This window comes from Pseudoalteromonas sp., from assembly GCF_036960685.1.
In the GTDB taxonomy this organism is placed as follows: Bacteria; Pseudomonadota; Gammaproteobacteria; order Enterobacterales; family Alteromonadaceae; genus Pseudoalteromonas.
The window spans coordinates 103,371-125,408 of record NZ_JBALXK010000010.1; the positions used below are offsets into that span (position 1 = coordinate 103,371).

Annotated in this window: 22 protein-coding genes; 13 read left to right on the forward strand and 9 right to left on the reverse strand. The window is 41.4% G+C overall.

The genetic code is table 11. The features are described 5' to 3' along the window. The first annotated feature begins 230 nt into the window (after positions 1-230). The 5 genes from V7783_RS10515 to V7783_RS10535 all read left to right on the forward strand — a co-directional run bounded on the left by V7783_RS10515 (position 231) and on the right by V7783_RS10535 (position 7,091). A complete protein-coding gene (locus V7783_RS10515) occupies positions 231-2,363 on the forward strand; it encodes a M3 family metallopeptidase (protein WP_335678666.1) in 2,133 nt (710 codons plus the stop codon). Positions 2,364-2,522: 159 nt separating this feature from the next. Next, positions 2,523-3,950, forward strand: a complete 1,428-nt coding sequence (locus V7783_RS10520; protein WP_335678667.1) for an amidohydrolase family protein — start codon at positions 2,523-2,525, stop codon at positions 3,948-3,950. A 94-nt stretch (positions 3,951-4,044) separates the two neighbouring features. After that, positions 4,045-4,890, forward strand: coding sequence for a carboxylate/amino acid/amine transporter (locus V7783_RS10525; protein ID WP_335678668.1), 846 nt, complete (start codon positions 4,045-4,047; stop codon positions 4,888-4,890). Positions 4,891-4,959: 69 nt separating this feature from the next. Beyond that, on the forward strand, positions 4,960-6,285 hold the full coding sequence (locus V7783_RS10530) for a glycerophosphodiester phosphodiesterase family protein (RefSeq protein WP_335678669.1): 1,326 nt from the start codon (positions 4,960-4,962) through the stop codon (positions 6,283-6,285). Positions 6,286-6,356: 71 nt separating this feature from the next. After that, positions 6,357-7,091, forward strand: a complete 735-nt coding sequence (locus tag V7783_RS10535) for a dienelactone hydrolase family protein (protein ID WP_335678670.1) — start codon at positions 6,357-6,359, stop codon at positions 7,089-7,091. A gap of 26 nt (positions 7,092-7,117) precedes the next feature. Here the strand turns inward: V7783_RS10535 and V7783_RS10540 are convergent, their stop codons facing one another. Further along, positions 7,118-8,041: a LysR family transcriptional regulator gene (locus V7783_RS10540; protein ID WP_335678671.1), complete on the reverse strand. Its 924-nt coding sequence runs from the start codon at positions 8,039-8,041 to the stop codon at positions 7,118-7,120. Positions 8,042-8,184: 143 nt separating this feature from the next. Between V7783_RS10540 and V7783_RS10545 the strand changes: the two genes are divergently transcribed. Together V7783_RS10545 and V7783_RS10550 are read left to right on the forward strand one after the other, a co-directional pair. Continuing rightward, complete coding sequence (locus tag V7783_RS10545; RefSeq protein ID WP_335678672.1) at positions 8,185-8,868, forward strand: type 1 glutamine amidotransferase domain-containing protein; 684 nt, start codon at positions 8,185-8,187, stop codon at positions 8,866-8,868. Between the two features lie 105 nt (positions 8,869-8,973). Next, positions 8,974-9,558, forward strand: coding sequence for a rhomboid family intramembrane serine protease (locus V7783_RS10550; RefSeq protein ID WP_064665788.1), 585 nt, complete (start codon positions 8,974-8,976; stop codon positions 9,556-9,558). 1 nt (position 9,559) lies between these two features. On the opposite strand, the gene V7783_RS10555 is transcribed toward V7783_RS10550, so the two are convergent. The 5 genes from V7783_RS10555 to V7783_RS10575 form a co-directional block, all read right to left on the reverse strand. Then, a complete protein-coding gene (locus V7783_RS10555) occupies positions 9,560-10,597 on the reverse strand; it encodes an endonuclease/exonuclease/phosphatase family protein (protein WP_335678673.1) in 1,038 nt (345 codons plus the stop codon). A gap of 10 nt (positions 10,598-10,607) precedes the next feature. Beyond that, positions 10,608-11,060 (reverse strand): low molecular weight protein-tyrosine-phosphatase, encoded by a 453-nt coding sequence (locus V7783_RS10560; protein WP_064665787.1) that lies wholly within the window; start codon positions 11,058-11,060, stop codon positions 10,608-10,610. 49 nt (positions 11,061-11,109) lie between these two features. After that, positions 11,110-11,325 carry a TIGR02450 family Trp-rich protein gene (locus V7783_RS10565; protein ID WP_064665786.1) on the reverse strand — a complete coding sequence of 72 codons (216 nt, stop codon included), beginning with the start codon at positions 11,323-11,325 and terminating at the stop codon, positions 11,110-11,112. Positions 11,326-11,430: 105 nt separating this feature from the next. Next, positions 11,431-11,949, reverse strand: coding sequence for a hypothetical protein (locus V7783_RS10570; RefSeq protein WP_335678674.1), 519 nt, complete (start codon positions 11,947-11,949; stop codon positions 11,431-11,433). Positions 11,950-12,031: 82 nt separating this feature from the next. Continuing rightward, positions 12,032-12,538, reverse strand: coding sequence for a DUF3087 domain-containing protein (locus V7783_RS10575; protein ID WP_335678675.1), 507 nt, complete (start codon positions 12,536-12,538; stop codon positions 12,032-12,034). A 152-nt stretch (positions 12,539-12,690) separates the two neighbouring features. Here V7783_RS10575 and V7783_RS10580 point away from each other — a divergent pair, with 152 nt between their 5' ends. From V7783_RS10580 to V7783_RS10590, 3 genes are read left to right on the forward strand one after another with little or no spacing between them, the layout of a single operon-like run. Beyond that, positions 12,691-13,329, forward strand: a complete 639-nt coding sequence (locus tag V7783_RS10580) for an energy transducer TonB (RefSeq protein ID WP_335678676.1) — start codon at positions 12,691-12,693, stop codon at positions 13,327-13,329. Between the two features lie 25 nt (positions 13,330-13,354). Then, positions 13,355-13,906 (forward strand): RNA polymerase sigma factor, encoded by a 552-nt coding sequence (locus V7783_RS10585; RefSeq protein WP_335678677.1) that lies wholly within the window; start codon positions 13,355-13,357, stop codon positions 13,904-13,906. Then, entirely contained in the window at positions 13,893-14,519 is a 627-nt protein-coding gene (locus tag V7783_RS10590) for a hypothetical protein (RefSeq protein ID WP_335678678.1), read from the forward strand. The genes V7783_RS10585 and V7783_RS10590 overlap by 14 nt, the downstream gene beginning before the upstream one ends. A 251-nt stretch (positions 14,520-14,770) precedes the next feature. Here the strand turns inward: V7783_RS10590 and V7783_RS10595 are convergent, their stop codons facing one another. Then, on the reverse strand, positions 14,771-15,607 hold the full coding sequence (locus V7783_RS10595) for a hypothetical protein (RefSeq protein WP_335678679.1): 837 nt from the start codon (positions 15,605-15,607) through the stop codon (positions 14,771-14,773). A gap of 668 nt (positions 15,608-16,275) precedes the next feature. Between V7783_RS10595 and V7783_RS10600 the strand changes: the two genes are divergently transcribed. Continuing rightward, positions 16,276-17,421, forward strand: coding sequence for a PQQ-dependent sugar dehydrogenase (locus V7783_RS10600; protein WP_335678680.1), 1,146 nt, complete (start codon positions 16,276-16,278; stop codon positions 17,419-17,421). Between the two features lie 71 nt (positions 17,422-17,492). Here the strand turns inward: V7783_RS10600 and V7783_RS10605 are convergent, their stop codons facing one another. Beyond that, positions 17,493-19,082, reverse strand: coding sequence for an RICIN domain-containing protein (locus V7783_RS10605; protein WP_335678681.1), 1,590 nt, complete (start codon positions 19,080-19,082; stop codon positions 17,493-17,495). A 403-nt stretch (positions 19,083-19,485) separates the two neighbouring features. On the opposite strand from V7783_RS10605, the gene V7783_RS10610 reads away from it, so the two are divergent. Beyond that, on the forward strand, positions 19,486-19,947 hold the full coding sequence (locus V7783_RS10610; protein WP_335678682.1) for a carboxymuconolactone decarboxylase family protein: 462 nt from the start codon (positions 19,486-19,488) through the stop codon (positions 19,945-19,947). Then, on the forward strand, positions 19,925-20,398 hold the full coding sequence (locus V7783_RS10615) for a hypothetical protein (RefSeq protein WP_335678683.1): 474 nt from the start codon (positions 19,925-19,927) through the stop codon (positions 20,396-20,398). Before V7783_RS10610 ends, V7783_RS10615 begins: the two co-directional genes overlap by 23 nt. Before the next feature lie 135 nt (positions 20,399-20,533). Here the strand turns inward: V7783_RS10615 and V7783_RS10620 are convergent, their stop codons facing one another. Next, positions 20,534-21,910, reverse strand: a complete 1,377-nt coding sequence (locus V7783_RS10620; protein WP_335678684.1) for a Na+/H+ antiporter NhaC family protein — start codon at positions 21,908-21,910, stop codon at positions 20,534-20,536. Positions 21,911-22,038 lie beyond the last annotated feature (128 nt).

The window sequence follows — 22,038 nt, forward strand, 5'->3', positions numbered from 1 at the left end:
AATTACCCATTAAGTAATATGACAACAACCAAACAGTAGCTTTTATATTAATAATTATATTTTAGCTACTATTTTCAAGTTTTCCGATATTTTATCCGAAAAGCCTGCCTTTTGCGCTCAATCCCCTCATTAAACCGATAAACTTTATTGTATATAATCTAAAATTTGCTAAGTTAAGATGCTTAATGCCTTACCTGTCTTAAAAGGCTTATTTTTTTATTGGAGCTCTTATGCGCAAATCTCTCATCGCTAGCACTATTGCTAGTGTTTTACTATTATCTGCTTGTAGTTCACAACAAGCAGAAGACTCATCTGCACAAGCATCTCAAGTACAAACAGTTAATGTTGATAATGTATTAATGAAACCAAGCCCACTTCAGTACATGGCACCAGAATTTGATAAATTTGGCACTAAAGATTACGAGCCAGTTTTTGACGCCGGTATTGCACAGCAAAAAGCACAGATTGAAGCAATTGCTAACAACCCTGCTGCTGCAACATTTAAAAACACCTTAGTTGAGCTTGAGCTATCTGGCGAATTACTTGACCGTGTATCAACAGCGTTTTATAACTTATCTGGTTTGATTTCAGACAGCGAATACCAACGTATTGCCGCTAAAATGGCACCGGTACTATCGGCTCATTCAGATGATATCTACTTAAATAAAGCGTTATTCGCACGTGTTGAAAGCATTTATAACAACAAAGCAAGCCTAAACGCTGAAGACCAACGTCTGGTTGAGTTTTACTACACTAAGTTTGTCAACGCTGGTGCAAAACTTAACGAAGCGCAAAAAACCAAAATGCGCGAGATCAACGCAGAGCTTGCTAAGTTATCAACTGAGTTTTCGCAAAACATTCTAAAATCATTTAAAGAAGATGTGATCTTAGTCACTGATAAAAGCGAGTTAGCGGGTTTATCAGAGGGTGAAATTGACAGCCTAGCCGCTGCAGCTAAAAAAGCAGGTAAAGAAGGCTACATGATCACCCTTGTGAACACCACGCAACAGCCAATTTTAAGCAGCCTTGAAAACCGTAAATTACGTGAGCGTATTTTTAAAGCGTCAGCAACCCGCGCACAAAATACTAACGGCCCGATCATTATTAAAGAAACTAATTTACGTGCGCAAAAAGCAGAGTTACTTGGTTATAAAGACTGGGCATCGTATGTAATGACCACGCGTATGGCTAAAACCACTGACAACGTGTACGGCATTTTGGATGACCTTGCACCAAAAGCTGTAAACAAAGCCAAAGCTGAAGCCGCTGAAATCCAAAAAGTAATTGATGCATCGGGTGAAACCTTTGCAGTGCAACCGTGGGACTGGGCGTTCTATTCAGAAAAAGTTCGTCAAGCTAAGTACGACTTAGACCCAGCACTTGTTAAGCCTTATTTTGAAATGCAATCAGTGATCCACGACGGCATGTTCTTCGCGATGGAGAAACTTTACGGTATCACCTTTAAAGAGCGTAAAGATTTACCGGTTTATCACGAAGACGTCATGGCATTTGAAGTATTTAACGCCGATGGTAGCGCAATTGGTTTATTCTACATGGACCCGTATGCGCGTGAAGGTAAACGTGGCGGTGCTTGGATGAGCTCATACGTGGGTCAAAGTGGCCTCAAAGGCACAAAACCTGTAATTTACAACGCACAGAATATTCCAAAGCCTGCAGATGGCCAACCTACATTAATGACCTTCTCTGAAGTAACGACTATGTTCCATGAGTTTGGTCATGCGGCGCACGGTTTGTTCTCAGACGTTAAATACCCTAGCCTTGCTGGTACTGCAACAGCGCGCGACTTTGTTGAGTTCCCTTCACAAGCAAACGAAGATTGGAACATAGAACCAACAGTACTTGCTAACTACGCTAAGCACTACAAAACCGGTGAGCCTATTCCAAAAGAGCTACTAGCAAAAGTACTTGAGTCACAAAACTTCAACCAAGGTTTTGGTACAACAGAATACTTAGCAGCGGCATTGCTTGATATGGAGTGGCACTCATTTGGCTCTGATACTGAAATTACCGACGTACAAAAATTTGAGCACGAAGCGCTTGAAAAACACGGTATCGCCTATTACCCAGTACCACCACGTTATAAGTCTTGCTACTTTAGCCATACTTTTGCCGGTGGTTACTCAGCAGGTTACTACGCGTACCTTTGGACTGAAGTATTTGCAGCCGATGCCTTTGCGCACATGACCGAGCAAGGTGGTTTAACCCGTGAAAACGGCGATAGCTTCCGTAAAGAAATTTTATCAAAAGGCAACAGCCGCGACTTAATGCAAAGCTACATTGAGTTCCGTGGTCAAAAGCCAACTACAGACGCATTACTTAAGCGCCGTGGTCTAGTTGAATAAAATATACTGATTTTACCTATAATGAGAGCCCGCAATAGGCTCTCATTTTTTATCGCAATCAACCTGTGTTTTTGACCTTCTAACTCAAATTAACTCCCTATCATTTTCTCTGTGCTAGTCTGAATAAAAAATTCAGATCGACTAATTCAGAGCTTCTATATGAAACATACACTTTTATTTTCAACCTGCTTAGCACTAGCTGCATGCACGACTCAACCAACAGAGTACGCCGATATAGTGATCGCTAATGCCACGATTATTGATGTAAAAACAGGGCAATTGAGTACAGACCAATCCCTTGCTATTCGTGATGGTGTGATCATTGGGCGCAGTAACCAATCACTTAAAAATAACTATATTGTTGAAAACTACATTGATGCCAATGATCAATTCCTGATGCCTGGTCTTTGGGATATGCACGTACATTTTGGTGGCGGTGAAGAGCTGATAGAAGAAAACAAACAACTGCTACCGTTATATTTAGCATACGGTATTACCACTGTGCGTGATGCAGCAGCCGATTTGAGTGGATCAGTACTAAGTTGGCGAGCGCAAATAAATAGTAATCAATTAGTTGGCCCAACAATTTATACCTCAGGACCAAAACTTGAAGGTAAAGACTCAATTTGGCCTGGCGATTTAGAAGTTGAAACCGTTGCGGAAATGAATGCTGCGATAGATAGCCTAGATGCTATGAATGTCGACTTTATCAAAATCACCGATAGCGCATTAACACCTGAGCTGTATTTAAAAGCCGTGAAAGAAGTGAAAAAACGTGGTTATCAAATATCGGGGCATATTCCATTTTCGTTATCGGTTACAGATGTATCTAATGCAGGCTTGGATGCTATAGAGCACATGACCTACTTATTAAAAGCGGCCGCGAGCAACGAGTCTGAAATATCTGCAAAAGTGGCCTCTAAAGAATTAAGCTATCGCAGCGCGTTACCTATTATCACCGCACATATTGATACTCAAACGGCTTTAAATAAATACGCCGTATTAGCTAAAAATAACACCGCCGTCGTGCCTACTTTAATTGGCGGGCAAATTACCGCCTATATTGATGAAAATAACCATCAAGATGATGAGTTTTTAAATTACCTTGGTAAAGGGCTTAAAGCCACTTACCAATGGCGTGTCGATAGAGCTAATAAAGACACACCAGCACAAATTAAGCAACGTAAAGAGCGCTTTGTAAAAACCGCACAGTTATTACCACTGGCACAACAAGCCGGTGTGCCAATTATTGCCGGAACCGATGCAGGCTTTTTAAATTCATATATTTACCCTGGCTTATCGCTGCATCAAGAGTTGGCTATTTTTAGTGACTACGGCCTTACGCCGCTGCAAACACTGCAATCAGCAACCCTTGCTGGGCCAGAGTTTTTAGGAAAAAGTGAGCAATTTGGTGAGCTGACAAAAGGTAAAACTGCCGATATTATTTTCTTAACTGCCAATCCATTGCTTGATGTGCGTAACACGCAAAAGCTAACTGGGGTTATTTCACATAGTCGTTATTATAACAAGCACGCGCTTGAGCAGCTAAAAGCCGATGCCAAACAATTTGTTAGTTCACAACAATAAATTAATCAACGGGCTCAGGTTACTTCACTGAGCCACTCCCTTTAATGCTCGTTGTAGTATACACTCGCGTTTTTAGTTTGGAGTTAGCAACACTATGGGCTACTTATTTGCCGTCACTCTATTATGGGCGTTTTCATTTAGTTTAATTGGCGTATATTTAGCAGGTCAAGTTGATGCTTGGTTTAGTGTATTAATTCGCGTAGCCCTAGCCACACTGCTATTTTTACCGTTTTTAAAACGAACACCTCCCCCACTTGCGTGCAAACTCATGCTGATAGGTGCAGTACAACTCGGGCTTATGTATAGCTTTTACTACCACTCATTTTTGTTCTTAAGTGTGCCTGAAGTACTGCTATTTACCGTAATGACCCCGCTTTACATCACGTTATTAAACGATGCATTTAACAAACAATTTAACCCACAATTTTTTATCGTCGCATTTATTGCCGTCTTAGGTGCCATTACTATTCGCTATGAAAACTTAGACAGCAACTTCTTAGTCGGGTTATTACTGGTACAAGGCGCGAATATTAGTTTTGCTACAGGGCAAGTAACCTATAAACGCTTAATGCTGGATAAGCAGCTTGATGATAAAACTGTATTTGGCTGGTTTTTTATTGGCGCACTCATTGTTGCAAGTAGCTGCTATGTCTTATTTGGTGATTCAAACAAATTGCCTAGCACGTCAACACAATGGGGCATACTGATTTATTTAGGAATTGTGGCATCCGGTATTGGCTATTTTATGTGGAATAAAGGCGCAACTATTGTCAATGTGGGCGCACTGGCGGTGATGAACAACTTGCTTATTCCTGCGGGCATTGTTGTTAATGTGCTTATTTGGAATAGAAATGCAGACCTACTTAGATTAAGTATTGGCGCGGGAGTGATACTTTTTGCATTAGTGGTAAACCAAATAATGGCGAAAAGAGTAAATTAATTACTCTGTAGTGAAACTGTCACTAATAATTAGTAAGGTAGCGTCCACTTTGATTTTTAGGGACAAACAATGAAACACACACCTATACTAGCTAGTTGTTTATTATTAATTACACTCACTGGCTGCGCTGACGATACAGAAATAGTCGAAAAAGAAGTGGTTGTCACCAACACTGAAGTTGAAATTGTTAAAGTTCCTACCCCTGTTATTGTTGAAGTAGCGCAAGGTACAAATATTCAACTCGGTGCTCGTCCTGACTACTTAATTGACGATATGACTACCAGCGCTCTAAAAACAAAATTAGAATCATGCAAAGACGGCCCTTTTTATCGTACTGATTTTTCAATTGGTCATCGCGGTGCACCGATGCAATACCCTGAGCATACTCAAGAATCTTACATTGCAGCAGCTCGAATGGGCGCGGGCATTGTTGAGTGCGATGTGACGTTTACAAATGATAAAGAGCTGGTATGTCGCCATTCACAATGTGATTTACATACCACCACTAATATTTTAGCGATCCCAGAACTTGCCGCTAAATGCAGCGTGCCATTTACGCCAGCGGATCCTAACAGTGGTACACCTGCTACAGCTAAATGTTGCACTAGCGATATTAGCCTGGCTGAATTTTTAACCCTTGAGGGTAAAATGGATGGCGCGAACACCAATGCAACGAATGTTAGCGATTATATGAAGGGTACACCGAGTTGGCGCACTGATTTATACGCTACCTCAGGTACACTCATGACTCACAAACAAAGTATTGCACTATTTAAAGAATTGGGTGTAAAAATGACCCCTGAGCTTAAATCTCCTCAAGTGAGCATGCCTTTTAATGGCATGACCCAAACACAATACGCGCAAAAAATGCTGGATGAATACACACAAATGGAGGTACCCGCAAACCATGTTTATCCGCAATCATTTAACCTAGCCGACGTAGAATATTGGATTAACACTAATCCTGAATTTGCAGCACAAAGTGTTTATTTAGATGGTCGCGACAGTAATGCAGGGTTTGATCCTAATAACGCAGCAACATGGCAGCCAAGCATGGCAGAGCTCGCAACTGATGGCGTTAAAATTATAGCGCCCCCTATTTGGGTGCTACTGACTATAGATAACGACAACAATATAGTGCCCTCGCAGTACGCCATAGATGCTAAAGCCGCAGGGCTTAATATTATTGCATGGAGCCTTGAACGCTCTGGCCCTCTAAATGAAGGTGGCGGTTATTATTATCAGTCTATTAGTGATGTTATAGATAACGATGGCGATATGTTCACTGTGGTTGATGTTTTAGCACAAGAGGTTGGTGTAATGGGCATATTTTCCGATTGGCCAGCAACCGTAAGTTACTATGCTAGCTGTAATAAAATGCCTGCAAGTATTTAAACTTTAGGACGTGTTTATTTTATCGCGCTCAGTTACCATATATTTTATATACTATTTAATTGAGCGCTTTTATGATCATCCAACACCATAACGCTGACTTGCCTACCCCAACAGGCACTATGCGCACCACTGTTTACCGCCCACAAGCCGACGGGCAATTTCCGGCAATAATTTTTTACTCTGAAATTTTCCAACAAACCGCGCCAATAGCACGTAGTGCGGCACTTTTAGCCGGCCATGGCTTTGTGGTACTGGTACCTGAGGTGTTTCATGAGCTAAACCCAATTGGCACTGTGCTGGCCTACGATGACGCGGGTAAAGACAAAGGCAACGCTGATAAATGGGCAAAACCGCTTGAGTCCCACGACAGCGACACGCAAGCCTTAATCGACTTTGCCCAAACGCAAGAGTATTGCACTGGCTCTGTGGGGTCTATGGGGGTTTGTATTGGTGGTCACTTAGCTTATCGCGCAGCGTTAAACCCAGCGATTAAAGCCGCATTTTGTTTATACGCAACCGATATTCATAGCGATACACTGCCTGCACAAGCCGGTAATAACTCGTTTGAACGCATGGCTGATATTCAAGGTGAAATTCACTTTATTTGGGGTAAGCAAGACCCTCATGTACCACAAGAAGGCCGCGCTAAAATCTATCAGCAGGTTGTTGCAACGGGCATTAACTACCAATGGCAAGAAGTAAACGCGCAACATGCGTTTATGCGCGATGAAGGGGAGCGTTACGACCCCGCCCTTGCTATTGCCATGTATCAGCAAGCGGTAGCGTTATTTAGCCGTACTTTGTAAGCGAGTTTTAAGCTCGCGCGACTAAGTTAGTTACTTTTAAGCATACCCAAAGCGGTATGCTTTTTTATAAAATAATCTTTTAAGTAATCAATAAATAAACGCAGCTTTTTAGATCCCGCACCGCCTGGTGGAAACACCCCGTATAGTTCGATGTCTTTACTTTTGTAATCATCTAATACCGTTGCTAACAACCCGGCTTGCACTTTTGGCCAAGCATCATAAAGTGGAATGCGCCCTATTCCATGCCCGGCTTCAACAAAGGCTGTGCGTGCCGCGGCGTTATTAGTACTTAACCCACCCTGCATAGTTAAACTGTGTTTTTTACCGTCTTTTTGTAGGGTTAGTGTTTTACTGCCTAATTGATACACCACCCACTTATGTTCACTTAACTGCTCTGGTATTTTAGGTTTGCCAAAATGTGCAAAGTAATCAGGCGAGCCACAAATACAGGTGCTCATGGTAGTCAGTTTAGTGGCTTGTAAATTTGAGTCTGTAAGGGCAACACCACGGATCGCAAAGTCAAAACCATTTTTAATAATATCAATCACTTCATCACTGAGCTGTAAGTCAATGTCTATTTTAGGGTATTGACGTTTAAAATCATTGATTGCAGGCACTATCAATTGCATACCGACATTCACTGGGCAGCTAATTTTTAACAAACCTTGCGGCTCATTCTTAATGTTCTCAATGTGTTGATTTGCAGCATTTGCTTGCTCAGTGATCACGCGACAACGTTCATAGTAGGCAATTCCCGCCTCTGTTAACGCCATGGTACGGGTTGAGCGATTTAATAAGGTTACTTCAAGCTGGGTTTCTAGCTTTTTTAAATGATAACTTGCCACAGCACGGGTCAAGCCAAGCTGTTTTGCAGCCGCTGTTAAACTGCCTTGCTCAACAATTTGTGCAAAAACTACCATGCTTTTTAGCTGTTCAAACGATACCTTCATGCCACCTCCTTAATTCAACCGCGCAATTGTATCAATTTTTAAATCAATAAAGTTAAATTTATCATCGTTGTTTAAAGTTAGCTTAATGCATATAGTAATTACAGACCCGCTTAAAAATTTAATTCATCAGAAGGAATACGGTTATGGCTAAAAAAATACTTATGGTTCTTACCTCACATGCAGAGCTTGGCGATACAGGTCATAAAACGGGCTTTTGGGTAGAAGAATTTGCCGCCCCATATTATGCATTTATTGATGCCGGTGCCGAAGTTACACTCGCATCAGTAAAAGGCGGGCAACCACCGATTGATCCAAACAGCGCGGCACCTGATGCAGCAACCGATGCCACAAAACGTTTTGATAACGACAGCGCAGCTCAAACCCTGATGGCCAACACCAAAGTACTTAGTGAGGTAAATGCCAGCGATTTTGACGGCGTATTTTACCCAGGCGGCCACGGACCACTGTGGGATTTAGTTGACAATACTGCCTCAATTGCACTGATTGAAGACTTTATCAAAACAGAAAAGCCTGTTGCGGGTGTTTGCCACGCAAGCGCTGTATTTTTAAATGCGAAAAACCCAGATGGCACAGCGCTGGTTGCAGGTAAAAAAGTAACCGGTTTTAGCAATAGTGAAGAAGATGCCGTACAACTGACTGACATCGTGCCTTTACTGGTTGAAGATGAGCTCATTAAAAAAGGTGGCGATTATCAAAAAACCGATGATTGGGGTGTCCTTGCTTTAGAAGATGGCTTACTGATCACCGGTCAAAACCCTGCCAGCTCTGAACTTGCAGCTAAAAAACTATTAACTAAGTTAGGTTAAACTCAATTTAGCGTGTAGCAAAGCCTTGCCCTCTGGGTAAGGCTTTTCATTTTGGTAGCAAGATAGGTATACTCTGGCAACCCCATTTTCAATTTAAGCTTATGTATGGCAAACCAAAAAAGTTCTTTAAGCATTCCTCCTCTGGCCAGTAAACGCTTTACAATAATTGGCATTATTTTACTGTGTACCTTACTACAAGTAATTAATAGCTTACCGGGCATAAACTTAAATGGCTTAGGTATTTATCCGCGCAGCTTAAGTGGCTTAAGCGGTATTTTCTTCGCGCCTTTTTTACATGGCGGCTGGGCACATTTGATCAGTAATTTAATACCATTTGCAATACTCGCCTGGCTAGTCTGCCAATACAGTGTAAAGCGCTTTTGGGTCGTATTTATTTTCACCGCTCTGGTTGGCGGCTTGCTAGTTTGGCTATTTGGCCGCGGCAATATTCACGTTGGTTTAAGCGGCGTATTGTATGGCTTATGGGGATTTTTAATTTGCTACGGTATTATGCATCGCTCATTTAAAGCCATCGCGATTAGTGTTGTGGTGTTGTTTTTATATAGCGGTTTGATTTGGGGTGTACTACCTCAGCGCCCCCATGTATCGTTTGAAAGCCACTTTTTTGGCGCACTAGCAGGCATTCTTATTGGCTACTATTTAGCGAAAAAAGATAAGAAAATATCATAATTCAACAGCGCAGCGTTAAAGTGATCATCACCACGCCATGGTCGGTACTTTGGTCGTCACGCTCAAATTCAGGGTTGATCAAGTGACGATCATACGTGTGATAGTCACTGACCTCATAAAAGCTGTCGTCGTATTCTGTATCAAACTCACAAGATAACAAAATATAATCAAGGACAGAGCTGCTAGCACCAAAATAATGGGTAGGCGTAGGGATTAAATTTTGTGTTGCTGGTTCTTGCATACTAGTTTGCAATTTTACAAACAGCTGCCACGCATCATTTAAACAATATTTTGCAAGGTAAGTTTTACTATCAAACGCAGGGGCAAAGCGCAATGAGTCGGTGAGTAAATGGCTCAGTACACCATCGGTTAGATTGTTATTAAAATCCCCCATTAGCAGCATAGGGTTTTGTGACGTTTCACGGCGTTTAATCATTTCCAGCATCAATAGCGCTGCTTCACTGCCGCGCTGAATAGTCGATCCCCAGCCACCCGCAATCTCTGCTTTTAAGTGCGCAATAATATTCTGCTCTGGCGCTAACTGGCTGGTTTGTTCAACTTCGAGCATCGGCCGCTTAGATTTAAAATGCACCACATAACAATCTACATCGCCAATGTGCGGCATTGCGATAGTGGCTCTGAGTACTTTACGGCTAAACGTAAAGTCAGCACCAAGGCCTATTACTTGTGCAAGCTCCGCATCATGTTGCACGGCAACCACCTCATTGATTGCAAAGCGAGCAGCAATCGCCACCACAGGGCGTTTATAAATAAACTCGTCAATCACTTGCGGTTCATCAACCACAGCAAAGTAGTGATAACCGGCTTTATGTAATAGTGCTTTTAGTGACTCAATGCTGAATACTTCTTGAAAGCCAATCACATCAGGCTGATATTCCGTGAGGTAATCAACAATCCAGCGCTGTTTTTTAGCCCACTGCTGCGCGCTATAAATACGCTCAAATTCATAAAATGCATTTGGCGGCTCAAGGTAATTAAACAGGTTAAATGTGGCTATTTTTAATTGGCTATTTTGCATCAATTTAAGTTCAGTGCTGGCTCTTTATTATTTCATCACAGGCATCTTCAATTAAATCGAGTACCTGCTCAAAACCTTGCTCGCCGCCATAGTAAGGATCGGGAATTTCATCAATTGCAGATGAGCCATAACTTAGAAACAGCGATAGTTTGTACTGTAAATGCGCAGGACATTGCGCCATTAAGTCTGCAAGGTTTTGTTTGTCGGCCGCTAAAATCAAGTCAAAATATTCAAAGTCATGTTGCTGTACTTGTCGAGCTTGGATCCCTTTAAAACTGTAATTACGTTTTAACGCAGCAGCTTGAGAGCGTTTATCCGGTGGATTGCCACAGTGGTAAGCCGCCGTACCGGCGGAGTCAACTTCAAGGGTAACCCCTTGTTGCAATGCTTTAGCACGAAGCACAGCTTCAGCCGTTGGTGAACGACAAATATTACCTAAACACACCACCAATATTTTTTTCATTGTTAAATCCTAGTTAGGCTCATGCCTCAAGCTTTACTGAAAACGCTCGTTATTGCCAGCCTTGTAACCAACGTTGCTGATCTTTTAAATCCTGCCAATTAATTGCAACTTGGCGCTTAGACATCACGGCTTCAATCACACAGCTTATCACAACGCCCTCTTCATCAAAGTCCATTTCTATAATGATAAAATGCTTTTCTTTATTAACGGGTGAAACAGCAGTCCATTTACTGTTGAGCAGTTTTTTTGGCGTTATTTTATTCATCAGCAGCACTATAAATGTAGTTAAAGTTAGTTGACTGTATTATACGTTTATAGTGCTGGTTAAGTTTATGTTAGATAGGATTATTTTATAAATCTAAGCGAGGGATTAAAATTCGTAGCTTACGCTTATCCCCCCATCAGCGCGTTTTTCATTACTATCAATGCCTTCGCCATAGCCTAATTCAAAACGAACGCGCCAACCACCTTCATTTAAACCACGAAAAAGGTAGCTATAACTCACGCCTGCACCATTAGTAGTTTCATAATCAAACGCATCTGTTATTGCGCAGCCTATAATATTACCCACCTCGCCACTAATACTGTCATCATCAGTTTTGACGCATTCACGCTCATCATCCCTTATACCTATAGCACCTATGACCAAACCTAGTGCATGCTTTTTATTAGCTGTTAATGCGTGCTCAAAACCGAGCGAAAAACCATCATTTAAACCGAGTTTATAATTGGCATACCATCTTTGAGTGCCTTCATTAGCCGATAACGAGACTTCAGGTATAACAAAGTAGGGATAGCCTCCGCCGATTGAAAAACTCACATCATTGGCACTAACAGAAAATGTACATAACGTTAATAAGCTTGCTAAGCAAAACGAGTTTACTTTCATGAAATTTCCTTTTCTTTTTTATTTCAGTTTTTTAAGTAATATAAATGTACACATATAAGAGCCAAATGTAATCAAAATTATTTTAGTACTGCTTTAAAATTGACTCATCGTAATCATCAGCATTTAGCGTGACATTAAACTGCGCCGCCACACTATCAAGCTCCGCTTGTTTAACTGCTAATTCATCCATAGTGATGGTGTTATCATCTAGCTGCCACAATAATCGCGAACCTGCATAACTGTAATGAATAGCCAGTAATGCTTGTGGGTCGCCCTCGCGCCCTGCGGCTTTTAGCTTAGCCATTTTCCGGGTGATTTTATTCAATGCTTGTTTAAGCTCCCACACATACACCACCTCTGTCATGTAATCATGCGTGCGGTATTTATTCAGCGCCCAGCCGATGCTGATACTAGTGACTATTACCCCAAACAAATTCCAATGAAAATGGCTGCCACTTTCATCAGGGAACAGCGCAATTAAGGTTTGCGAAATAGCTAAACTGCCCGCTGCTAATGCTAAACCACAGCCGATAATAACGCGGTTTAAATGCTTACGATAACGAGCTTTATCAATTTGAATAAGTTGCATAACTGCCTAATAAAATAAAAACCAAAATTCACAGCCGCCATTGTAACCAATGCCCATAAGCAAACACGAAACTTTTTAAAAATATTTCACCCCTTTTTAATTTACCGCACGTTTTAGTGATAAATACACCACAAATGACAGAGGATTTGCTTATGCAAACAGTAGCTTTACCACACACCAATCATGCTTTAAAAACATCAACAGCTATTATTGGTGGTGCCGCCATGACATTTGCTGCATTTGCATTTATGCAGTATTTAATAAGCGGCGAGCAACGCGCGCCAAGCTTCAATGGTGACAACATCGTTGTAGAGATATTCCAAGCACCTGAAGACTCGAAAGTGCAACAAAAGCAAACGCTGCCGCCGCCACCTAAAATGCAAACACCACCCAAAGTGCCGCCGCGTACACCGCCAAGCACTGATACCGATATAGTAAAAACCGCAATAACGCCTGACATAAGCATTGATAAAATAGGTGGCGATATACAAGCTAACTTACAGCGCCCTACAGGTGATGCGACCCCAATCGTTCGTATTAACCCTAAATACCCGCCGATTGCCGCACGAGATGGTATTGAAGGCTGGGTGCAATTGAGCTTTAATGTATCTCAAACCGGTGAAGTAATTGATGCACAAGTCACTAACGCAGAACCAAAACGGATATTCGACCGTGAAGCACTGCGGGCAATAAAGCGCTGGAAATACCGCCCAAAAGTGATTGATGGCGTAGCACAAATGCAAACGGGGCAAAGTGTACAACTTGATTTTAAGTTAGACCAAATGCAATAAAAGTTCACTAACGCTAAGGGCGCCTATGCTTACAAGCTTAAAATCATGGTTTATTAGTCAGCCAAGTGACGATCACTTAGCTGACTACGCAAAAAGTGGCGACAACCGCCACTTAACCAAGCTCGTCACCATGTTCGGTAACGACTTATATCATTATTTAGTGACGCAAAGTAATGAGCAACTCGCCTATGACATAAGCCAACAAACGTGGTTAAAAGTGATGGAAAAACGCCATTACTATCAACCACAAGACAACCCAAAAGCCTGGCTGTTTCGCTTAGCTCGCAATGCGTTGATTGATGAATATCGCAAACAACAGCGTTTTGTAGAATTAGAAGACGATACTGCAATTGCAGCACCTAATACACAACAAGGCTTTGATTACGACAGCTTTAACCACGCTTTAATGCAACTGAGCTTTGTACAACGCGAAGCCCTTACCTTGCAGCAAGAAGGCTTTTCGCTTGAAGACATACAGCAGATCACGCAAAGCAATCATGAAACCGTAAAAACACGGCTACGTTATGCAAAACAAAACTTAAAAACATTATTAGGAGGCTACCATGAAAAAGCATAACGAGCAGTTTGAGCAACAACTTAACCAGCACTTTAGCGAGCGCAAAAAACGCCACACACTCAGTGCAGAGCAACGCGCAGAGCTGACGCAAGCACAACGTACAGAGCCAAATAAAAAGCCAACCCGCTTTTTATTACCCCTACAAATGACCGGCCTCGCCTGCGCTTTAGCGGTACTGGGCTTTACCGTGTTTACCACAACAGATATCACCACAGAGCAGCACGACACACTGAACAACACCTTTGCCGCACAGCAAGGCAATTACCACTTTATTGAGGTTCACCAAGTAGATAATGCGGGCAGTTATACAAGTGAAATCACTAGCCAAAAACAACAACTGGATGACAAACTCGCCGCCGACCTGCGCCTACATCAACAGCGCTATATTGAATACGGGCAATTGGTAAAAGTTGATAACGACTGGTTCATCGCTAGCTGCCACAGCGAAGTACTCATTCAAATAAAAGACTCATTATTGAATGACTTAAAAACCAAACACGCCGTAGAGAGCAATATTGTAAAAGGCGACATGCTCGCCATGGCCCACAACAGCCAAGGCCAGATCATCGCGCTTAAACATGCTGGGGGTGGGGTTAAGGTGTGTAGGGGGTGATCAGCTGCCTCTTAATACTTTGTAAAATCCTCAGTATCAATGACTATAATAGGTACATGCTCAGCTAAATAGAATTATGTAGCAAGGTATTTGAACCTTTTCCTTACTTACGTAGCATGTATTTTTTTGTAAAATAAAACAGTACCGACAAAAACAAAAGGTATTCCCGCTTGATTGTTAAGTCTTTTTTAAGCGAAGGTTAAAACAGAAAAGCCGGATCTACCGAGCTCATCTCAATAACTTATTAAAACTTAATCGCCTTCGTTTTTAACGATTCTTCCTTCTTGGTAAAGTACATAATTGTAGCGTCTTAACGCGTTTATAGATTCTTCGTAATCGAATGTAGCACCTGCAAAGAAAGCAAGCTCTTTTATGATGTCGAAGTAAAGCTCCCAAGTCTGTGTTATTGAACCATTAACTAATTTCAACGGCATGTAATGCTTAATCCCAATATCTGCCATTTCATCTTTTAGATACAACTTGTTGACTGAGCCTGATAGCTGAAGCTTTATACCTGAAGTACTATCTATCCTATTTAGCTCATGAAGCAAGCCTATTGCATCTGAAGTATCAACCTTAGCATTCATTTCTGAAAGTCTGTTGAATAGCTTTAAACAATTTTCGCCCAAAGAAAAATAATCTGATAGAGATGAGTCATAACTCAAATTTACTTTTTCATCATTGATATTATTAAAGAATATTCTGTTGTATATTTCCTGCCAATTTACAGTTACAGGGTATTTCTCTTCTATTTTTTTACATAATTCAGCAAACTCTCTCCTATGCATGAAAAAATTAGCTGTTTTATTTTGATTTGATGATTGAATTATCTGAATTTTAGTTTGCTGCGATTTATGTAAAGTAAGAAAAATAGCACAAATAGGAAGTGTAGCAGCTAAGGATGTTAAAGGAACTAACATCACTTCTGAAAAAAAGAAATTTAAGCACTGATAAGAAAAGCAAATTTCATGTGATTTTATTGAACTTATAGCTGTAGTGCTTAATGTAAGAAAAGCGAAAATAGATATTATAACTGTGCCCCAAAAAAGTTTTTCATAAGGGTCTTTATTTAATTTTTGACTATTCATGGGCGTGTTAAATAATTAAATTTTTTACATGCTAGCATTATTTAAAAGAAGACTGTAATTAATACCTTATAGTTTAAACTCTTTTTAATTTCGTCACATGTTTAGAATCAGGTCTTGTGTTTTTCCAGCGCAGCATCAGGTCTTGCATCTTGCCAAGACCAAACATAAATCTCACGTTTAACACCATTCCCCGTCATCACGCCCTGAAAATAAGTAATTGATGAGTAATATCGCGCATGGATGCGCGATAAGGCGAAACTAGGCCATGGATGGCCTATCTTCGCCGTTTACGTTCACATCAATTATTATTTGAAGGATATAGCGTGATGCTCGGGTGGCGCTGGGAGAGTCCAGAGAGGGGCCAGCGGCAGCCCCTCTTTGGCTGCCGTCGCCAGTGCGACAAAACCTTGAATAAGGTTTCTAATGTAGGTCCAGGATTTATCCCGACAAGAGTTAGCAAGATTGTGCCGTAGCTCGTCGCCCGCCGCACGAAGCCATCATTTTTTATTCGTAGCTTAAGCTATCTCCTACGACGAAACTTAAAACAGCAATAACTCGACTTTTATCCCACTTTTTCTACTAATAGTCGCACTTTAGTAAATGTTCATAACAATTTAACCTTGAACACGCTACTCTAAATACATCGTGTTTAATAAATTGGAGTCACCATGAAAAAGTCCTTTTGTAGCAGCTTAATCATCAGTCTTATTAATTTAACCAGCTTACAAGCCTGTGCGCAGCAAACTGAGCAAGAAATTCCTGTCGCTAAAAGTGCTGATAAGTATCAGCTTGAATTAATCGCCAAAGGTATCCAAATTCCTTGGGGAATGGCGTGGCTTAACGAGCAAGATTTATTAGTGACTGACCGCTCTGGCGAACTTAGACTTATTCGTGATGGCAAACTGCTAGAGCAAACTATTAAAGGTGTGCCTAAAGTGCATGCTGAGGGTCAAGGCGGCTTATTAGACATTGAGCTTGATCCTAACTTTAAAGACAATGGCTGGATCTACTTTTCTTACTCAGGCTATGAAGGTGATGAAGAGGGTTATAATACCTCAATCATGCGTGCTAAGTTAAAAGACATGACGCTAACCGATACACAGTTGTTGTTTGATGGTGCGCCAAACACTACAACCACCAAACATTACGGCTCACGGATTGAATTTGATAAAGACGGTTACTTATATTTTTCGATTGGTGATCGCGGCGCGCGTGATGTTCACCCACAAAGCCTAGAGTACGATGCGGGTAAAATTCACCGTATTAATAGCGATGGCTCAATCCCTGAATCAAATCCATTTGTAAACCAGCCAAATGCACGTAAGAGCATTTACTCTTACGGCCACAGGAATCCACAAGGCATGGCAATGCACCCAGAAACGGGCATAATTTGGAGTCATGAACACGGTCCTCGCGGTGGTGATGAAATCAATATTATTAAAGCGGGTGCAAACTACGGCTGGCCAGAAGTAACTCATGGCATCAATTACATTGGTACCAAAATTACTGATGAAACAAGCCGCGAAGGTATGCAACAACCCGATTGGGTGTGGGTGCCGTCTATCGCCCCTTCAGGGATGGAGTTTGTTACAAGCAGCAAATACCCGCAATGGCGAGGCCATGTACTTGTTGGCGCTATGAAGTTTGCGCATTTGGTATTAGTTGAACTTGATGGTAATAAAGTAACGGGTCACAGCAAGCTATTTGAAGGTGTTGGCCGCGTGCGCAGTATTGCAACCCACCCTAATGGCGATTTATATCTGGGTATTGATGGTATGGGAATTTACCGCATCGTACCCAATAGTAAAATCTAACGATTAATACACGCAATGTGATGAAGCCCTCTAATTGAGGGCTTTTTGCATTTTAAGGTGGTTTGGGCGTATTACTGCGGCCCTGTACCGCCATCAACTTGGCTGCCTAAGCTATTGGCATTGTCTAAACTGTATGGGTATAACTGGATATCGTTAAAGATGTTTGCTCCGCTATCGCGATACTGATCAGTTGCTGACACGCCCGTATAAACATTACCTGAGGCGCTAAAGTAACCTGAGCCTTGATTCCAATGTGGTTTTGCGCTGTTTTCAAAATAGTTATTTTCAACTAATACTTCAGCGCCATTACCTGCACTTATTGCAAAATAAGTAATGTTTTTCCAATAGTTATTAAACATGTGCACGCGTGAATTATAACCATCTATTTTTGGATTACGCCCTGCTGCGGTATCCCAAAAGTTGTGGTGTGCTGTCACTTGTGAGTTTTGGAATAAATGCGTATACCAATGCTGATTAGCGCATACTTGTGGGTTATAGCCATAAAAACGATTCCAGCTTAAAGTAACATTTTGACTGTTACCAATATCAATATAACCATCACTGATTTTATTAAATGCCATGTGATCAATCCAAATATGGCTACTGTCATCAACAGAAATAGCATCACCGGCTTCAACTAACGCAGGGTTTATATCTTCAAGTAAAATGTTACGAATAATGATATTACGGTCATTACTGATCACTAGGCTTGCGCCGATAATTTTTGAGTTTGGCCCTAACCCCTCAAGAGTTTTATTTGAGCGAACACGAAGGCGAGAGTCATTGCGTGTAACGTTAACCGTGTTATTTGAGCTGCTGCCTAATTCACTACAACTTTGGTTGCCAACCGGTAAGCGATACCAGGTTTTACCGTAATCGCCCCATGTACCACAATCAAGCGGGCACGCTGCAACAGTGCGATTAGCCGTATGGCAGTTAATCGTTGTATTGTTCGGCACTTGAATAACCGCCGTTGATGTTGAATTTAATGCGGCTGTTAACGCACTACAGCTAGTGACAACTGTTGGCGATACATTACCGCCACCGGTGGTGGTTGCAAGGCCATCACTGCCTGGTTGTGCTGCAAAACCAATTAAACCAGATGCTGTTTGACCACCACCACTGCTGCTACCACAACTACCTGAAACAGGGTTGATATACCAGCGCTGCGAACTGCCACCTGCGTCATCATTTTGATACACATTGGCACCGTTTTGCGAACCTGCCACAGTTAATGACTTTTGCGTAAGTTTATTTACAATGTTAAAACCACCTGATGAAGACGCCTTCAACTGCCAACGTTGATTGTCACCTTGCCAGTCGTCATACACTACAATGTTTGCGCCGTTAGACTGCGACGAGTTGAGTACATCGAGTACTTGGTTATTATGCTGTGCACGAATTGTCCAATAACCATCACTACCTTTAGTGAAAGCAAACTTCTGGTTTGTACCCCCCCAATATTGATAGCTAATTACATCCGGTGCGCCACTAGTATCAGACGTATTTACATCTAATGCCAAGCCAGAGCCACGGTTAATTACAGAGTAAACCCCGCCTGAGCTGGGCATAGTTGTACAGTTTTCTGCCAATGTAGCAAAGCTACAGGTAGATAACAGAAGTAAAAACAAACTCTTTTTCCGTTGTATCAGTGTTGCCATAACGCTCATTCTTTTGCTCCAATTTATGCCATTCCTTGAATGGTGTTGTGTAAAATGCAAATCCTGCACTTAGGTACAAACAGTTAATAATTATCGTTTGCGCACTCATACTAGGATCATTTGTACTACAAATAAAGTTAATTGTTAAATTAACGTAAACTAAAGTCGTTTGGATGTGAGCTTTTTTATAGCTTAAGAACTAAATTAGTATTGATATTCACTAATTTAAGGGTGAAATTAATATATCAGCGACTTATATCGCTTTTATATTGTGTAATAGTATGACAAAAACTTAGCGCAGTACGACTACACTAATAACAAATCACAAAGTCGCTTTTTTACAATTCTTTTTATTTATTCGTCACTAAACTAGGTAGCAGTTATTTATCTATTAGGAACGATTATGCAAAGAGCAAATTACTATAAAGTTGAACCCGAGTTAATGACCTACTTGATTGATCAAGAAGCACTGATCAAACAGAAAGTCGAAGCAAGCTTTGGACTGACAATTTGGGAGCTGGTGAAATTAAGAGCGTCCCAATTAAACCAATGTGCATATTGCTTGGCAATGCATAGCAAGCAAGCGCTGGAGTATGGTGAGAGCATTAACCGCATTATTGCCCTCAATGCGTGGCAAGACGCGCTGCTTTATAACGACAAAGAGCGCGCTGCGTTAGCGCATTGCGAGAAGTTGACTTTGTCACAGAGCATTGATGATGACTTTTATCTTGCTCTTGCCGAGTTATTTGATCAACAAAGTTTAGTGACCCTTACCGTAGCAATTAATGCTATAAATAGCTGGAATCGTATGGTCAAAATGTTTAAACCGATAGCCGAGTTTAATGAACGACAAACTATTACTTGAGCTTTACAGCCCAACAGGCGATATCGCTGATTATGTACAAGCAATTTGGTTTGCTCGCGCCCAATTTTCAGGGGATAGTTGGCTCCCCTGTGATGGCGCGAAAGGCGTTATATTTTTGGTATCTGGGCAGCTTAACTTAGCTGGCAAACCATTAAATTCACCTTACTTAATGCAAACCATATCAACACAGTCAGAAAAAATAACGTTTACAGCTGGCTCCGTTTTTTGTGGGATCCGGTTGAGGCCCGCAGGGCTTGCTCACTTAGAAAAGATTAATCATTCCTTTGTTGCCCCAGCCACTTTAACGGGTATTTCACAAGCGTTTGATCTACATGATAATTTAGATTCGTTTATAGCTTTATTATCGGCGCATCTTAATGCACCAAAAATTTACCACCAGGCGATTGAGCACACACAAAAACTGATCGATAAGATAATCAATCTCACCTAAACAACGAGTTCAACGCTATTTTACAAATAACCCCAGCCAAATATAAAAAGTTAATTCAGCAATAAATGCTGATCTAAAAACAAAAAAGCCTGCAAATTTGCAGGCTTTCTCGCTAACTTTACTCTCGTTAACTCTCTATAAAACAATAATGCTTGTAATGAGGTAAGCTACAAACGTTAAGCCACCAGCGAATAATGCATACGGCATTTGCGTTTTAACGTGAGTAAGTAAGTCACAGCCTGAGGCAATTGCCGACACCGCACTGGTGTCGGATATTGGCGAGCAATGATCGCCAAATACGCCGCCACCTAAAATAGCTGCAATCACTAATGATGGTGGTAGGCCGAGCGCTTGAATAAGTGGCACACCAATTGGAATAAGTATGGCAAACGTGCCCCACGAAGTACCTGTGGTAAAAGAAATCACCGCGCCAGTTACAAACAATACCGGAACCACTAGGTAGATAGGTAAGTAATCACCCACTAAGCCTGCAACAAATGTACCCGTGCCTAAGTCTTTTAAGCTTGCACCTAAAGTAAGCGATAGCAAAACAATGGCAACTAAAGGGAGCAGCTCGCCCATACCTTTAAAGCCAATATCAACTAGTTTATGATGCGTAAATTCACGTGAGGTTACCATTAAAAAGTAGGCGACAACACAGGCTAAAATAGTGGCGTACAGTACTGACTTAGAGCCGCTGCCGCTGGCAATATCACCATCGCCCGACCAATACATAAAACCGACCATGCTGCCAATTAGAGTAATCAGCGGCACTAACATATAACGTGCTTTGGTGCCTTTTACTTCTTCTTGTAACTCGGTTTTTTGGTGTTCTAGTTGTTCTTCTGCTTTTTTAAGTGGGCCATGAACCTTATCGAATGAGATGGTATAAAACACAATGAGTAAAGTGATGATGGCGTAGAAATTATAACCGATACTGCCCCATAACACCGACACTGCCGATTCTGACATTTCATAGTTACCTAATAAGCCAAGTACGTACGCACCCCAGCCATTGAGTAATATTAATATACACACTGGCGCACTGGTACTATCGATAATATAAGCTAGCCGAGCTCGGCTCATTTTAAATTTATCAAATAAACCTCGGGATAAAATACCTGCGGTAAGCACACTTAAGTTAGATTCAATAAATACGGCAATACCGGAGAACATGGTTAAGTAACCCACTTGGCGTTTACTTTTAGCGACGCCTTTGTTCATCAACATATTAACCGTCGCGGCAACACCACCAGACTCACGGATGTAGGCAAGCAATGCACCAATCAAGATACTAAAAATGAGGATACGACTATTCCCCGGTGAGCTTGCAACACTCACTACCCGTTCAATGGTATTTATAAACGTATTAAAAAGCGTGTTGCCATCACCTTGCAGTGCTAACAAAAACTCAGAAGAAGCAACCGCGACAAGTAGCGCCATTATTACTTCTTTACGCCAAAATACGATTAAAATCGCAATTAGCGGCGGTAAAATTGAATACCAAGACATACAGTAACCTTTTATGTAGCGACCATGCCGCTGTTATAATTATTTTACCTTCACATGAAGGTTAGAACAAACCCACTAGCTTAATCTGTTGCGCAATAAACTCAACTTAATTCGACTAGTGATATTCA

Bases quoted from the DNA above. Each gene is read 5' to 3' on its own strand.
- V7783_RS10515 (WP_335678666.1), top strand. From the start codon at position 231: ATGCGCAAATCTCTCATCGCTAGCACTATTGCTAGTGTTTTACTATTA.
- V7783_RS10520 (WP_335678667.1), top strand. From the start codon at position 2,523: ATGAAACATACACTTTTATTTTCAACCTGCTTAGCACTAGCTGCATGC.
- V7783_RS10525 (WP_335678668.1), top strand. From the start codon at position 4,045: ATGGGCTACTTATTTGCCGTCACTCTATTATGGGCGTTTTCATTTAGT.
- V7783_RS10530 (WP_335678669.1), top strand. From the start codon at position 4,960: ATGAAACACACACCTATACTAGCTAGTTGTTTATTATTAATTACACTC.
- V7783_RS10535 (WP_335678670.1), top strand. From the start codon at position 6,357: ATGATCATCCAACACCATAACGCTGACTTGCCTACCCCAACAGGCACT.
- V7783_RS10540 (WP_335678671.1), bottom strand. From the start codon at position 8,041: ATGAAGGTATCGTTTGAACAGCTAAAAAGCATGGTAGTTTTTGCACAA.
- V7783_RS10545 (WP_335678672.1), top strand. From the start codon at position 8,185: ATGGCTAAAAAAATACTTATGGTTCTTACCTCACATGCAGAGCTTGGC.
- V7783_RS10550 (WP_064665788.1), top strand. From the start codon at position 8,974: ATGGCAAACCAAAAAAGTTCTTTAAGCATTCCTCCTCTGGCCAGTAAA.
- V7783_RS10555 (WP_335678673.1), bottom strand. From the start codon at position 10,597: ATGCAAAATAGCCAATTAAAAATAGCCACATTTAACCTGTTTAATTAC.
- V7783_RS10560 (WP_064665787.1), bottom strand. From the start codon at position 11,060: ATGAAAAAAATATTGGTGGTGTGTTTAGGTAATATTTGTCGTTCACCA.
- V7783_RS10565 (WP_064665786.1), bottom strand. From the start codon at position 11,325: ATGAATAAAATAACGCCAAAAAAACTGCTCAACAGTAAATGGACTGCT.
- V7783_RS10570 (WP_335678674.1), bottom strand. From the start codon at position 11,949: ATGAAAGTAAACTCGTTTTGCTTAGCAAGCTTATTAACGTTATGTACA.
- V7783_RS10575 (WP_335678675.1), bottom strand. From the start codon at position 12,538: ATGCAACTTATTCAAATTGATAAAGCTCGTTATCGTAAGCATTTAAAC.
- V7783_RS10580 (WP_335678676.1), top strand. From the start codon at position 12,691: ATGCAAACAGTAGCTTTACCACACACCAATCATGCTTTAAAAACATCA.
- V7783_RS10585 (WP_335678677.1), top strand. From the start codon at position 13,355: ATGCTTACAAGCTTAAAATCATGGTTTATTAGTCAGCCAAGTGACGAT.
- V7783_RS10590 (WP_335678678.1), top strand. From the start codon at position 13,893: ATGAAAAAGCATAACGAGCAGTTTGAGCAACAACTTAACCAGCACTTT.
- V7783_RS10595 (WP_335678679.1), bottom strand. From the start codon at position 15,607: ATGAATAGTCAAAAATTAAATAAAGACCCTTATGAAAAACTTTTTTGG.
- V7783_RS10600 (WP_335678680.1), top strand. From the start codon at position 16,276: ATGAAAAAGTCCTTTTGTAGCAGCTTAATCATCAGTCTTATTAATTTA.
- V7783_RS10605 (WP_335678681.1), bottom strand. From the start codon at position 19,082: ATGGCAACACTGATACAACGGAAAAAGAGTTTGTTTTTACTTCTGTTA.
- V7783_RS10610 (WP_335678682.1), top strand. From the start codon at position 19,486: ATGCAAAGAGCAAATTACTATAAAGTTGAACCCGAGTTAATGACCTAC.
- V7783_RS10615 (WP_335678683.1), top strand. From the start codon at position 19,925: ATGAACGACAAACTATTACTTGAGCTTTACAGCCCAACAGGCGATATC.
- V7783_RS10620 (WP_335678684.1), bottom strand. From the start codon at position 21,910: ATGTCTTGGTATTCAATTTTACCGCCGCTAATTGCGATTTTAATCGTA.